The sequence below is a fragment of the Dactylosporangium maewongense genome, from assembly GCF_039531485.1.
Taxonomy (GTDB): Bacteria; Actinomycetota; Actinomycetes; order Mycobacteriales; family Micromonosporaceae; genus Dactylosporangium; species Dactylosporangium maewongense.
Window position 1 is genome coordinate 205,628 of record NZ_BAAAQD010000001.1, and the last position, 12,752, is coordinate 218,379.

The 12,752-nt window shown below is 74.5% G+C and carries 11 protein-coding genes; 3 read left to right on the plus strand and 8 right to left on the minus strand.

Annotated features, from left to right (window positions below; translation table 11 throughout):
* Positions 1-59: 59 nt before the first annotated feature.
* Together ABD332_RS00950 and ABD332_RS00955 are read right to left on the minus strand one after the other, a co-directional pair.
* Positions 60-1,043, minus strand: a complete 984-nt coding sequence (locus ABD332_RS00950) for a serine hydrolase domain-containing protein (protein WP_344498441.1) — start codon at positions 1,041-1,043, stop codon at positions 60-62.
* Positions 1,044-1,226: 183 nt separating this feature from the next.
* Complete coding sequence (locus tag ABD332_RS00955; protein ID WP_344498443.1) at positions 1,227-2,606, minus strand: alpha/beta hydrolase family protein; 1,380 nt, start codon at positions 2,604-2,606, stop codon at positions 1,227-1,229.
* Positions 2,607-2,716: 110 nt separating this feature from the next.
* Here ABD332_RS00955 and ABD332_RS00960 point away from each other — a divergent pair, with 110 nt between their 5' ends.
* Positions 2,717-3,583, plus strand: coding sequence for an expansin EXLX1 family cellulose-binding protein (locus ABD332_RS00960; RefSeq protein WP_344498445.1), 867 nt, complete (start codon positions 2,717-2,719; stop codon positions 3,581-3,583).
* A gap of 89 nt (positions 3,584-3,672) precedes the next feature.
* Here ABD332_RS00960 and ABD332_RS00965 read toward each other — a convergent pair whose 3' ends face one another.
* Positions 3,673-5,121: a hypothetical protein gene (locus ABD332_RS00965; RefSeq protein ID WP_344498447.1), complete on the minus strand. Its 1,449-nt coding sequence runs from the start codon at positions 5,119-5,121 to the stop codon at positions 3,673-3,675.
* Entirely contained in the window at positions 5,118-5,639 is a 522-nt protein-coding gene (locus ABD332_RS00970) for a SigE family RNA polymerase sigma factor (RefSeq protein ID WP_344498449.1), read from the minus strand. The genes ABD332_RS00965 and ABD332_RS00970 overlap by 4 nt, the downstream gene beginning before the upstream one ends.
* Positions 5,640-5,795: 156 nt before the next feature.
* On the opposite strand from ABD332_RS00970, the gene ABD332_RS00975 reads away from it, so the two are divergent.
* Positions 5,796-7,916 carry an MMPL family transporter gene (locus ABD332_RS00975; protein ID WP_344498451.1) on the plus strand — a complete coding sequence of 707 codons (2,121 nt, stop codon included), beginning with the start codon at positions 5,796-5,798 and terminating at the stop codon, positions 7,914-7,916.
* A 4-nt stretch (positions 7,917-7,920) separates the two neighbouring features.
* Here the strand turns inward: ABD332_RS00975 and ABD332_RS00980 are convergent, their stop codons facing one another.
* Positions 7,921-8,628 carry an alpha/beta hydrolase gene (locus ABD332_RS00980; protein WP_344498452.1) on the minus strand — a complete coding sequence of 236 codons (708 nt, stop codon included), beginning with the start codon at positions 8,626-8,628 and terminating at the stop codon, positions 7,921-7,923.
* A gap of 82 nt (positions 8,629-8,710) precedes the next feature.
* The gene (locus ABD332_RS00985) at positions 8,711-9,568 is read right to left on the minus strand and encodes a LysR family transcriptional regulator (RefSeq protein ID WP_344498453.1); all 858 of its coding nucleotides are present in this window, start codon (positions 9,566-9,568) and stop codon (positions 8,711-8,713) included.
* Between the two features lie 130 nt (positions 9,569-9,698).
* Between ABD332_RS00985 and ABD332_RS00990 the strand changes: the two genes are divergently transcribed.
* The gene (locus ABD332_RS00990; RefSeq protein WP_344498454.1) at positions 9,699-10,607 is read left to right on the plus strand and encodes an EamA family transporter; all 909 of its coding nucleotides are present in this window, start codon (positions 9,699-9,701) and stop codon (positions 10,605-10,607) included.
* Here the strand turns inward: ABD332_RS00990 and ABD332_RS00995 are convergent.
* Both ABD332_RS00995 and ABD332_RS01000 read right to left on the minus strand, forming a co-directional pair.
* Positions 10,582-12,021, minus strand: a complete 1,440-nt coding sequence (locus ABD332_RS00995) for an ATP-binding protein (RefSeq protein ID WP_344498455.1) — start codon at positions 12,019-12,021, stop codon at positions 10,582-10,584. The genes ABD332_RS00990 and ABD332_RS00995 overlap by 26 nt on opposite strands.
* A 20-nt stretch (positions 12,022-12,041) precedes the next feature.
* A complete protein-coding gene (locus ABD332_RS01000; protein WP_344498457.1) occupies positions 12,042-12,734 on the minus strand; it encodes a response regulator transcription factor in 693 nt (230 codons plus the stop codon).
* Between the last annotated feature and the right edge of the window lie 18 nt (positions 12,735-12,752).

Below are 12,752 nucleotides of genomic sequence, written 5' to 3' on the forward strand. Positions count from 1 at the left end.
GCCGGCGGGCGCCCCGGGGCCGACCCGTCGGATCTTGGACTCAGCCTCCGGCCAGCAGCTCAGCCTCCGGCCAGCAGCTCGGCCAGGCGCCGGGCGACGGGCCACGCGCCGTCGGACGTGTTCGACACGACGGTCCACGTCAGTGCGGTGTCCGGGTCGTGGACGCTGCGGAACGACACACCCGCGTCATAGCCTTCGAGGGTGACCGCCTTGCCGGTCCCGTGCAGCCAGAAGCCGAGCCCGTAGCGCCGGGGCCCCTCCGTCGCGTCGCTGCGCGGCCGGAGCATCTCCAGCACCCGCGCCCCAGGCACGATCCGCCCCGCGAAGAGCGCCGTCCAGAACGCGCCGAAGTCCGCGACCGTCGAGTACGCGCCGCCGTCGCCGCTGCCGCGGACCGGCAGGTGGAACACGTTGGTCCGGTCGGAGCCCGACGCGTGCAGGTAGCCCCGCGCCGCGCCGGCGGGCAGCTCGTCGGAGCGCGGGAACCCGGTTCCGGTCATCCCCGCCGGCTCGCACACCCGCCGCGTGACGAGGTCGTGAAACGGCAGCCCGGCGGCGCGGGAGGCGATGAGGGCGAGCACGACGTAGCCGCTGTTGCAGTACGCGAACCGCTCGCCGGCCGGGAACTTCGCCGGATGGCCGCCGAGGACCTTCAGGTAGTCCTCGGTGTCCGCCAGCTCGTGCACCGGCACCGGCAGCACGAAGTCGGTGATGTCGCCGGCGGTGTCCTCGTCGAAGTAGTCGCCGATCCCGGACCGGTGCGCCAGCAGGTGCTCGACGGTGACGTCCGCGCCGATGAGCGGCAGATCGGCGCCGAGCAGCTCCCGCGCCGGCGTGTCCAGCGCAAGCGTCTTGTCCTCGACGAGGCTCATCACGGCGAGGGCCGTCAGCCCCTTGGTGGCCGACGCGATGCCGAACCTGGTCCCGACCGTGTTGGGCACGTCCGCCGCGCGGTCGGCGAGGCCATACGCCGCGGCGAACTCCGTCACGCCGGCACGGTCGACGCGGACCGCGCCGGAGAAGCCGGCGATGTCGCCGAGCATGGGCAGCTCCCGAGATCTTCGGTGGTGACGGCGCGCTTTTTGGAGAAGTAACCGTCACCGGCGCACCGGAAGTTGCTGCGGCCACCGTACCGGGGACCGTGGCGACCTCGCCGCTCATTTTCAGGCGGGCGGGTGGCATTTTCAGGCGGGCAGGTGGCATTTTCGGGCGGGGCAGGTGGCATTTCAGGCGGGGCAGGCGGCCCCGAAGGTCGGGCGCTGCGTCAGCGTGAACCGGCAGCCGAAGTCGTCCGCGGCCACGGCCCGGCGGTCCAGGATCGCGTCGCCGGCCGGCCGGTGCCCGGTCCTGACCCACGAGACCAGGTCGTCGAAGCCCTGCGCGAGCTCCAGCACGGTGAACTCGCAGTGCCCGAGCGCCCGTACCGCGCGGGACACGAACAGCTTCCCGCGGCCCTGCAGGGCGGCGCGGCGCGCGTACTCCTGCTCCATCGACAGCGGCACGAACAGGTCGCCGATCGTGTGCATCGACAGCACCGGCACCCGCGGCCGCCCGTCGACGCGCGGCACCCCCGACAGGTCCCGCGACGGCCGGTCGGTGCGGTCGACCCGCAGGACGTCGCGGTTGACCCGCAGCTCGTCACGGCTGAGCCACGGGCTGTCGTCGCTCTGGTACAGCGTGAACCGGTTCGACGTGAGGTTGCCCTCGGCGATGCCGGCGGTGCCGCCGGACAGCCCCGGGTAGACCCCGAACAGGAACGGCACCGTGGTCAGCGGCGGGATCCCGGGCAGCGCGCTCCAGTAGGCGATCGCGTTGTCGAAGCCCGGCCGCGTGCCGCCGCTGCGCTGCTCGACGAAGTCGCCCCACGTGCGGCCCAGCGCGGTCAGCCCCGCCCCCTGGCCGAGCAGCGGCACCTGCCGGGCGACCTGCTGGCGGTACACCTCCTGGAACGACGGATCGACGGGCGCCTTCGGGAACGTGATGGCGGTGCCGGTCAGTGCCGCCGCGGTCACGTTCGCGTCGAGGAAGTAGTCGAACAGCTCCGCGTCGCCGAGGACGCCGCAGACGGGCATCGCGCCGACGAACGCCTGCGGGTGCTCCTCGATGGCCACCGCCGTGACGTGGCCGCCCATCGACGCGCCGGTCATGTAGACGGACCTGGCGCGCAGCCCGGTGCGCTCCTTGAAGCGGTCGATCAGGGTGTACGAGTCGCGCACGCCCTGCCCGACGTCGTAGCCGTTGGTCGCGTAGCTGGACGCGGCCCAGGCGAAGCCGCGCGACAGGTAGTGTGCGCGCAGCGACGGGCTGTCGACGAACACGGTCGTGCCGAGTCCGCGGTACCCGTGCGCGTACAGCACCAGCTCGCCGTTCCAGTCGGCGGGCTTCTCGATGCGGTACGCCGCACCGTCGGTGATCCCGGTCCACACGCTCGACCCGTTGACCGGCACGAACGGCGTGCCGTTCACGTCGCAGTCCGGATCCGCGACCGTGTAGCCGGGCTGCGTGGTGCTCACGACCGGCGGGCCGCAGACCGGCGGGTCCGCGGCGGCGGGCGCCGGGACGGCGAGGATGCCCGCGACAAGTACCAACGACGCTACGCTGCGCATCCACACATGAGACGCCCGTCGATGCCTTGCTGTCAACGACTGTGTGCACTCATTGTGCTTGTTGTCGTCGATTTCGGGTTTCGCGGTCTGCCTTCTAGACTCCCGGACCCATGGAGCGCCGTCACCTGCGTTGGATCATCCCTGCCGCGGGCGGCGTGCTCGCCGTCGTCGTGTCGCTCGTGCTCGTCCTGCAGGACACCGGCGAGGCGGCCTGCGCCTCGGTCCCCGCCGCGCCGGCGGCTCCGGCTTTTCCCGCGCTGGCGCCGGTGATCGAGAACGTGCGCTCCGGCAGCGCCTCCTACTACAGCACCAACCGCAACGGCATGTGCAACCTCGGCGCCCCCTCCACCGACGCCTACGCCGCGATCGGCCCCGCCGAATGGGCCGGCGGCGCGGCGTGCGGCTCCTACCTCGCCGTGACCGGCCCCAACGGCCAGACCACCAACGTGCAGGTCGTCGACCAGTGCCCGTCCTGCCCCGCCGGCAAGATCGACCTGAGCAAGGGCGCCTTCTCCCGCATCGGCTCCGTCAGCGCCGGCATCATCCAGATCACCTACGGCACCGTCCGCGACCCCGACCTCGCCGGCCCCCTGAAGGTCCGCGCCAAGGGCGGCACCGGCTACTCGTCCCTCTCGGTCGTCCTGGACAACCACGGCAACCGGCTGTCCACTGTGGAGCTCCAGACGGCCGCCGGCTGGACGCCGCTGAAGCACAACACCGACAACACGTGGACCGGCCCGTCGGGCCTGACCGGCCCGGTCACCCTGCGCGTCACGGACGCCTCCGGCCACCAGGTCACGCTGCCGGGGATCGCCCTGGGCTCGTCGGCGTTCCAGCAGACGCCCACCCTCATGTACAGCCCGGCCCCGCCCTCCCCGTCCCCGTCGCCCTCCCCGTCGCCGTCCGAGTCCCCGTCGGCCGCCGCCACCACCCCGGTCGCCGCCGCCGCGGCCAGCACCGCCCCACCCACCTGCTGAAAGCGATCGCGGCGGTTCCCGGGGTGCGACATCCGACCTGGGAGCGCGACTTCGTTCTTCCAGCCGCACAACGAACCCGCCCGCCGGCATCACCTGGCTCCTGGATGCGCGGCGGGGCGCAGGGGTGGGCGGCGGCGGGTGCGGCGGCGCAGGGTGATGGTGAGCCAGGTGAGCATGGCCAGGGCCCACAGGGCGACGAAGACCGTGGTCGCCGCCCAGCGGGCCAGCGGGAACACCGACGGGGCGGGGGAGGGGCCGCCGAAGGCGCCGGCCGTCACCAGGTCGGTGGCGACGTCCACGTCCCAGATGACGCCCTTGGGCTTGGTGAGCAGGGACTTCGTGGTGCCGCCGGGGGTGAGGGCCAGGAGGTCGGCGTCGGAGACGGCGCGGTAGGCGGCCGGTGGGTCGTCGGAGGGTTCCCCGCCGTTCGTCTCGTCGGTGTAGCGGACCAGGACCGCGGTGCCGTCGCGTTGCCAGCCGGCGAGGCGGGCCGTGGCGCCGCCGAAGGTGGGGAACGTCGTGGGGAGCTCGGTGCCGGTCGTGGTGGACAGGACGGTGAGGCGCCAGGACCTGGCGTTGCGGGCGGCGTTGGAGCAGCCGGTGGTGCAGCCGTCGGCGATGGTGAGGACGCCGAGGCCGGTGCCGTCCGCGGTGTACGACCACGGGCCGCCGAGGTGGGCGCCGGCCGGCAGGGTGGCGAGCGGGCGGCGGGTGCCGGTGGCCGAGTCGAGCAGCGCGAGCTCGCGGCCGAGCTGGACGGCGACGGTGCGGCCGTCGGGGGAGAAGGCGGCGGCGCCGCGGCGGGTGCGGCCCAGGTCCAGCAGGTGCGTCGCGGCGCCGGAGCCGACGTCGAGCAGCCACAGCGCGCCGTTGTCGGACCCGGTGGTGTCGGCGCCGTCGAAGGGCGTGTCGGACCAGGAGGACGCGCCGAACCGGTGCACCAGCAGGCGGCGGCCGTCGTGGCTCCACGCGACCGGGACGGCGGGGCCGGAGCCCTGGTGGCGCCGCTCCTCGCCGGTGGTCAGGTCCACGATGGACACGTCGGTGTCGCCGGTGCCGAGGAGGCGCTCGTAGGTGCCGTTGCCCGCGGCGTAGCGGCCGTCCGGGGACAGCAGCACGTCCTGGCCGGCCTGCAGGTAGGTGGTGCCGAAGGGCAGGACGCGGTAGGAGCCGTCGCGGCCGATCGCGCTGATGCGGCTGCCGTACGTGAAGGGCAGGTCCATCGCCTGGTAGCCCCCGCCGCCGCTGACCAGCAGCGCGGCCGGGCCACGGGGCGAGCCGGCCACGCTGGCCTGCCAGGGCCAGGGCTCGTGCAACCGCCCCGGCACGGTGCTCGTCCCGCTCGCCGGGACCACAGCGCCGTCAACCCCGCTAAGTGCAATAGAAGCGGCAAATGCCAGTACAATAGCGAAAATGGCAAATGTCGACATTTGTAACCGGTGCCGGCGGCGGCCGCGGCGGAACAGGTCGGACGGGACGCGGGCGGCGGGCATGTCGTCGGCGGCCGCGGCCAGGCGGCGGGTGAGCTCCTGCGTCATCCTCGCACCTCCAGTTCGGAAGGGTCGCCGAGCAGCTCCGGGGCGACCGCCCGCAGCCGGGCGAGCGCGTCGCGGGTCTGGCTCTTCACCGTGCCGACGCGGCAGCCGAGGATGTCGGCGGTCTGCGCCTCGGTGAGGTCCTCGAAGTAGCGGAGCACGATCACCGCGCGCTGCCGCGGCGCCAGCCTGGCGAGCGCGGCGCGGACGGCCACGCTGCCGGTGACCGCGTCGGACTCGTCGGGGCCGGGGCGGTCCGGCGGGTGCGCGACGTGGACGGTCCGCCCGCGGTGCCGCCGCCACGCGGACACGTGCTGGTGGTAGAGGGTGCGGCGGACGTACGGGTCGGGGTCCCCGCCGGCCGCGATCCGCCCCCACCGGCCGGCCACCCGCAGCAGCGTCTCCTGCACCAGGTCCTCGGCCAGGTGCCGGTCCCCGGTGAGCAGGAACGCGATCCGCGACAGCGCGGCGACCCGCTCCCGCACGTACGCCAGGAACGACTCCTCTGCGTCCACGTCCACCTCCACACCCTCCGACACGCCACCGCGCCGGGAAAGGAGGGGTGTGATCCATGACGAGTTTCTGCGTCGATTCTTGCGTCGATTTTGGTCGGGCGGGTATCAAGGGGGCAACGGAAGTTCGATCGTCGAAATATTTGTCTCCGGAAGGTACAGAGCGTGGGCACACGAGTGACGGCGGCCGTCACGAGCCGGTTCGGCGCGGTCCTGATCCTGCTGGTCACGGTGGGGCTGACGGCGCTGGTGTTCCTCACCTCGCCCGCCCAGCCGGAGAAGGAGCCCGCCGACGGGCTGCCGGCGGGCAAGCAGTCGACGAAGGTCATCGAGCTGGCCGACCGGTTCGCCAGCGGCCGCGCCGAGGTGGCCGTCGTTGTGTACGAGCGGCGCGACGCACCCCTCACCGACGCCGACCGCGCGGCGATCGAGCGGACCAGGACCACCGCCGGGGGGCAGGCGCCGGCCGTCGTCGCCGAGGACGGGCGGGCCGCGCTGCTGCCCGTGACGCTCACCGGCGAGGGCGACGAGCTGTACGCCGCCGTCGACAAGCTGCGCGAGACCGTGCACGCCGGCCTGCCGGCCGGGCTGAACGCGCAGGTGACCGGCGGGCCCGCGTTCGGGCGCGACATCTCCGCCGCGTTCGAGGGCGCCGACGTCACGCTGCTCATCGCCACGGCCAGCGTGGTCGCGCTGCTGCTGCTCATCACGTACCGCAGCCCGCTGCTCTGGATCGTCCCGCTCGTCGTCATCGGCGTCGGCGACCAGGTCGTGGCGAAGCTGCTGCCGTGGGTCGCCGTGCTCGTCGGCGAGCGCACCGACGCGTCGGTCAGCGGCATCGTGTCCGTGCTCGTCTTCGGCGCCGGCACCGACTACGCGTTGCTGCTGATCTCCCGGTACCGGGAGGAGCTGCGCCGCGCCGACGACCGCCGGGAGGCGATGCGGGTCGCGCTGCGCAACGCCGCGCCGGCCGTCGTCGCCAGCGCCGGCACCGTCGTCCTCGCGCTGCTGACGCTGCTCGCGGCGGTCCTGACCGCGAACCGGACGCTCGGCGTCGCCGCCGCGATCGGGGTCGCCGTGGCGCTGCTGTTCGGGCTCGTGGTGCTGCCCGCCGCGCTGGTGTGCCTGCCGCGCGGGATCTTCTGGCCGTTCGTGCCGCGGGTCGGCAGCGACGACCCGACGACCCGCGGCCTGTGGTCCCGCGTCGCGCACGCCGTCGGCCGGCACCCCGCCAGGGTCCTCGCCGGCGCCACCGTCCTGCTCGCGGTGCTCGCCGGCGGCCTGCTGAGCACGTCGATCGGGCTGTCGCAGACCGAGCAGTTCCGCACGCAGGTCGAGTCGGTCACCGCGCAGGAGGCCCTCGCCAGGCACTTCCCCGCCGGTTCGGCGCAGCCGGTGACCGTGATCGTCCCCGCGGCCGCCACCGACCGGGTCGTGGCCGCCGTCGAGGGCACGGACGGCGTCGCCGCGGTCGGCCGGCCCGAACGCTCCGACGACGGCACGCTGACCAAGCTGCGCGTCGACCTGAAGGCCGGATCGGGCACGCCGGCCGCCGACGACACGGTCCGGGCGCTGCGGTCGGCCCTCGGCGCGCTCTCGGCCGGCGAGACGCTCGTCGGCGGGGCGCCCGCCGCGGACCTGGACAAGCGTGACGCGTACAGCCGCGACAACACCGTCGTGGTCCCCCTGGTGCTGCTGGTGGTGCTGCTCGTCCTCGTGCTGCTGCTGCGCTCGGTCGTGGCGCCGGTGCTGCTCCTGCTCACCGTCATCGTCAGCTTCGCCGCGAGCGTCGGCGCCGCCGGCCTCGTGCTGCGGCACGTCCTGGACATCCCGGCCCTCGACGCGGGCGTGCCGCTGCTGAGCTTCCTGTTCCTCGTGGCGCTCGGCGTCGACTACAACATCTTCCTCGTCACCAGGGCCCGGCAGGAGGCGGCGGCGCTGGGCGACACCCGCGCGGGCGTGATCCGGGCGCTGGGCGCGACCGGTGGCGTCATCACCTCCGCCGGCATCCTGCTCGCGGCCGTGTTCACCGTGCTCGGGGTGCTGCCGGTGATCGTGCTGACGCAGATCGGGGTGATCGTCGGCATCGGCGTCGTCCTGGACACCCTGGTGGTGCGGACCGTGGTCGTGCCGGCGATCGCCCTGCTGCTCGGCGAGCGCTTCTGGTGGCCCGCCCGCCCTGCCACGGCTTCGTCTTCCGGCGAGTCCGCTCAGAGTCCGGATGCTCCGGCGCATCACCCGGGCCGGCACGTCGCGACCGGGGCGCCGGGGCGGCACGCGGGGTGACGGGTCAGGCGTCGTACAGGTCGGCGTAGAGCTCGTCGAGCGCCTCGGCGTGCGCGCCGATGACGTTGTGGGCGTGGCCCTCACCCTCCGGCAGCATGTGGTGGGTGAAGGCCGCGCCGGCCGCCTCGGCCAGCCGTCGCGGCACGGCCACGGCGCGCGCCGCGTCGATGACCGTGTCGCCCGGCGACGTCACGACCGCGACCCGCCGCAGCGCGCCCACCGCCGGCCGCTTCGGCAGGCTCGCCGCGACCCGCAGGTACTGGGCGACCGCCGTGAACGAGTAGCCCCGCGCGTCGACGTGGTCCGGCAGGAGGCGCAGGCCGTACAGGGTGGTCAGCGGCCACGGCACCCGCCGCCGGGGCGCGAACAGCGGCGTGATCAGCAGCAGCCGGGCGACCGTGTCGCCGCGGCTCGCGCCGAGCCACGTGGCGAGGGCCGCGCCGGCCGACACCCCGACGACCCCCACCTCGTCGCCCAGCGTGGCGGTGACGTCGAGCGCGTCGCCGGCGTACCGCAGCAGCTCCCGCGACGTGAAACCCCTGTGCGTGGCGTCCGGCGTGCCGTGCCCGGGCGCCGCCGGCGCGTAGACGTTGCACCCGCGTTCGTAGAACAGCCCGGCGAGCCGCTCGACCTGCCGCGGCCCGTGCGTGTACCCGTGCAGCAGCAGCACGGCCTTCGCCGTCCGCCCCCCGTGGCTGCGCCGCAGCGTCATAGGTCGTTTCCCATCGGTCGCGCGCCTGACAGCGCGCCGACGATGGTCGCATCCTGGGGAACGGGCACGATCCGGGGGGCGGTCAGCGCCTGACGACGTCGTGGGCGAGGCGGAGCAGGTCGGGCACGGCCGGGTGGGTGAAGGGCTCCCGCCACGCGAGGATCACGTCGACCGGGGGTGCGTCGGTGAGCGGGACGTAGCGCACCGCCGGGTTCGGGTGCATCGCGGCGGTGCCCGCGGGTGTCACGCCGACCGCGTCGCCGGCGATGATGACCGACAGCCAGTCGTCGGTGTTCTTCACGGGCACGACCTGTGACGGCGCGGCGTCCGGCGGCCACAGGGCGAGGGTCGTGCTGCCGGTCACCGTGTTCAGCGCCAGGGGCTCCGCGGCGAGGTCGGCGAGCGTCAGCGAGGCGCGGCCCGCCAGGGGGCTGTCGTCGGCGACGGCGGCGAGCCGGGGCTCGCGCATCAGGTGGGCCGTCACCACACCCGGGACGTCGGGCGCGCCGCGCAGCACGGCGACGTCGACCGTGCCGGACGCGAGGCCGGCGCTGCGCTCGTCGAGGCGCAGCAGCTCCAGCACGGTGTCCGGGTGCGCCCGCTTCCACCGTCGCTGGAGGCCGGTGGTGTACGCCCCGAGCGCCGACCATGCGTGGCCGAGGCGGACCGGCAGCCCCCGGGACCGGTCGGGGTCGAGGGCGTGCTCGACGGCGGCGATCGCGGCGGCCGCGTTGCGGCGGAACTCGCGGCCGGCCGGGGTCAGCGCCAGGTGGTGCGTGGAGCGGTCGACGAGCCGGGCCCCGAGGTGCGCCTCCAGCTGCTGCAGGGTGCGGGTCAGCGCCGGCTGGGTCAGGTGCAGGCGGGCGGCCGCGCGGGTGAGGTTGCCCTCCTCCGCGATGGCCAGGAACCCCCGGAGGTGCCGCAGCTCGATGGTCGCCATTCCCGCCGCCTTCAAAGGCCCCACGCATGGCCGGCCCCTCCGCGGCGCTGCGGACTGGTCATGCGCGTCAAGCATAACCACCGGCGAAACGGCATTTCCCATGATCCGCGCCACTGCATAGCGTTGCCGTGTGACCGACGTCCTGACCGCGCCCGCCCCGACCACCGTCGCCGTCGAGTCCAAGGGCGGCGGGGTGTGGCGGGTCCTCGCGTCGCAGACGTCCGTCCACAGTGGGGCGGCCGTCGCCACCACCCTCTTCCCGCTCGCCGGGGCGGCCGGGGTCGTGTCGCTGCGGCTGCTCATCGGCAGCGCGGTCCTCGTCGCGATCGGACGGCCGAGGCTCAGGGGGTACACCACCCGGCAATGGATCCTCGTCGGCCTCTTCGGCGCCGTCCTCGCCGGCATGAACCTCGCGTTCTACGTCGCCATCGCGCGCATGCCGATCGGCCCGGTCGTCACCCTGGAGGTGCTGGGGCCGCTGACGCTGTCGGTGGTCACCGCGCGGCGGCGGGTGGCGTGGCTGTGGGCGCTGCTCGCGCTCGCCGGGGTGGCGCTGCTCGGCGGCGGTGGGTTCGACCAGCTCGACCCGCTCGGGGTGGGCTGCGCGTTCCTCGCCGGCGCCGCCTGGGCCTGCTACATCATGCTGTCGGCGCGGGCCGGCGCCACCTTCCCGAAGCGCGACGGCCTGACCCTCGCGATGCTCGTCGCCGCGCTGCTGGCCCTGCCCGCCGGGATCCTCGGCGCCGGCGCGGCGTTGACCGGCCCCCGCGTGCTCGCCCTGGGCGCCGCGGTGGCGGTGTTGTCGTCGGTACTGCCGTACACGTTCGAGCTGACCGCGCTGCGCCGCCTGCCGACGTCGACGTTCGCTGTGCTGATGAGCCTCGGCCCGGCGATCGCGGCGCTGATGGGGTGGGTGCTCCTCGGCCAGGACCTGCACCCGGCGCAGATCGCCGCGATCGGGTTCGTCGTCGCGGCCAGCGCGGGCGTGGTGCTGTGGAAGGACCGCGGGGCCGCTACAGGCGCGGCAGCCGGATCGTGACGACGGTCCCGCGCGGGTCGTTTGGGGCGGCGGTGACCGTGCCGCCGTGCTGGGCGGCGGTCTGCGCCACGATGGCGAGGCCGAGGCCCGAGCCCGGCATGCCACGGGCGGCCGGCGAGCGGTAGAAGCGGTCGAAGACGTGCGGCAGGTCCTCGGCGTCGATGCCGGGGCCGGTGTCGGCGATCCGCAGCACGCACCAGCCCTGCTCGGCGGTGAGCCCGGTGTGCACGGTGGCGCCGGGCGGGCTCCACTTGGCGGCGTTGTCGAGGACGTTGACGACCATGCGCTCCAGCTCGTTGGGCCGGCCGTGGACGGGGGCGGCGTCCGCGTCGAACGTGAAGGTCACCGCCGGGACGCGGATGCGCACCCGGTCGATCGCGGCCGCCACGACGTCGGTCAGCTCGACGTCCTCGGCCGGCTCCCGGGTCGTCTCCTCGCGGGCCAGCTCGACCAGCTCGGTGGTGAGCGCCGCCAGCTCGCCGACCTGGGCGTCGAGGTCCCGTAGCAGCTTCGCCCGCTCCTCCGGCGGCAGCCGGTGCGCCAGCTCGGGCTGCCGCTCCACCGCCAGCAGCAGCTCGATGTTGGTGCGGATGCTGGTCAGCGGGGTCCGCAGCTCGTGGCTGGCGTCCTCGACCAGGGTCCGCTGCGACTGGCGGGCGGCGTCGATCGCGGCGAGCATCGTGTTCACCGACTGGCCGAGGCGGGCGATCTCGTCGACGCCGTGGATCGGGACGGGCCGGTTCAGGTCCATGGTGACGGCGACGTCCTCGACGGCCTTCGTCAGCTGCTGCACGGGGACCAGCCCGGCGCGGGCGACGGTCCGGCCGAGCGCCGCGGCCCCGCCGATGCCCAGCACGCAGCCGGCGGCCATGAGCAGCCCGAACATGGTCAGCGTCCGGTTCGCCGGGGTCTGGTCGGCGGCCACCTGCACCGCCCCTCCGCCCCGGCCCGCGGCGACGGTCAGCATCAGGTAGCTGTGCCCGTCGAGGAGCACCCGCTCCTGGACCTGCTGCTCCTCACCGGCCGCGACCCGCCGCGCGCCGTCGGTGACCGGCAGGTCGTTCGTCGAGTGCGCGGTGACGGTGGCGTCGCGGCCGAGCACCTGCCAGCGCGGCCCGATGTCGCGCCGGAACCGCGGATCCCGCCGCCCGCCCGGCCCCTGCGACGGCGGGCCGTCCCGCCACAGCTCGGGCTGCGCGACGACGGACCGCGCGTCGGTCTCCAGCTGCGAACGCAGCTGCTGGCGCTGGATCTGCGCGACCGCCGCGAACGCGATCCCCGCGACCGTCAGCACCGCCGCCGCGACCGCCGCCGTGACCAGCAGCGACAGCCGGTCGTGCAGTGTCCTGCGCCGCCACCACCGCCCCAGCACCGCCCGGGCCCGCTGCACCGGGGCACCTCCCGCAGGCTTCACAGGGGCTCCTCCCGCGGGCTTCACAGGGGCTCCTCCCGTAGGACGAAGCCGACGCCACGGACGGTGTGCAGCAGGCGCGGGCCGCCGTCGGCCTCCAACTTGCGGCGCAGGTAGCCGAGGTACACGTGGATGCTGTTGGACGTCTCGCCGAAGTCGTAGCCCCACACGTGCTCGAACAGCGTCCCGCGGGTCAGGACCTGCCGCGGGTGGCGCAGGAACACCTCGAGGATCGTGAACTCGGTGCGGGTCAGCCGCAGCGGGTTGCCGCCCCGCCACACCTCCCGGGTCGCCGGGTCGAGCCGCAGGTCGGCGAAGGTGAGCAGGTCCGACGGCGGCTCCGGCGGCGCGGACAGCAGCGACCGGCGCAGCAGCGCCCGGATCCGGGCCAGCAGCTCCTGCAGCGCGAACGGCTTCACCAGGTAGTCGTCGGCGCCCGCGTCGAGGCCGGCGACCCGGTCGCCGACGCTGTCGCGGGCGGTGAGCATGAGCACCGGCACCAGCACGCCCTCGCCGCGCAGCCGGCGGCACGCCTGCAGGCCGTCCATCCGCGGCATGCTGACGTCGAGGACCATCACGTCGGGCTCGTCGGCGTGCGCGGCGTCGAGGGCCTCCTGCCCGTCCCGGGCGGTGTCGACCTGGTAGCCCTCGAACCGCAGGGTCCGCGCGAGCGAGTCCCGCACGGCGGCGTCGTCGTCCACGACGAGGATCCGCATTCCGTCCCCCTTCCGCTG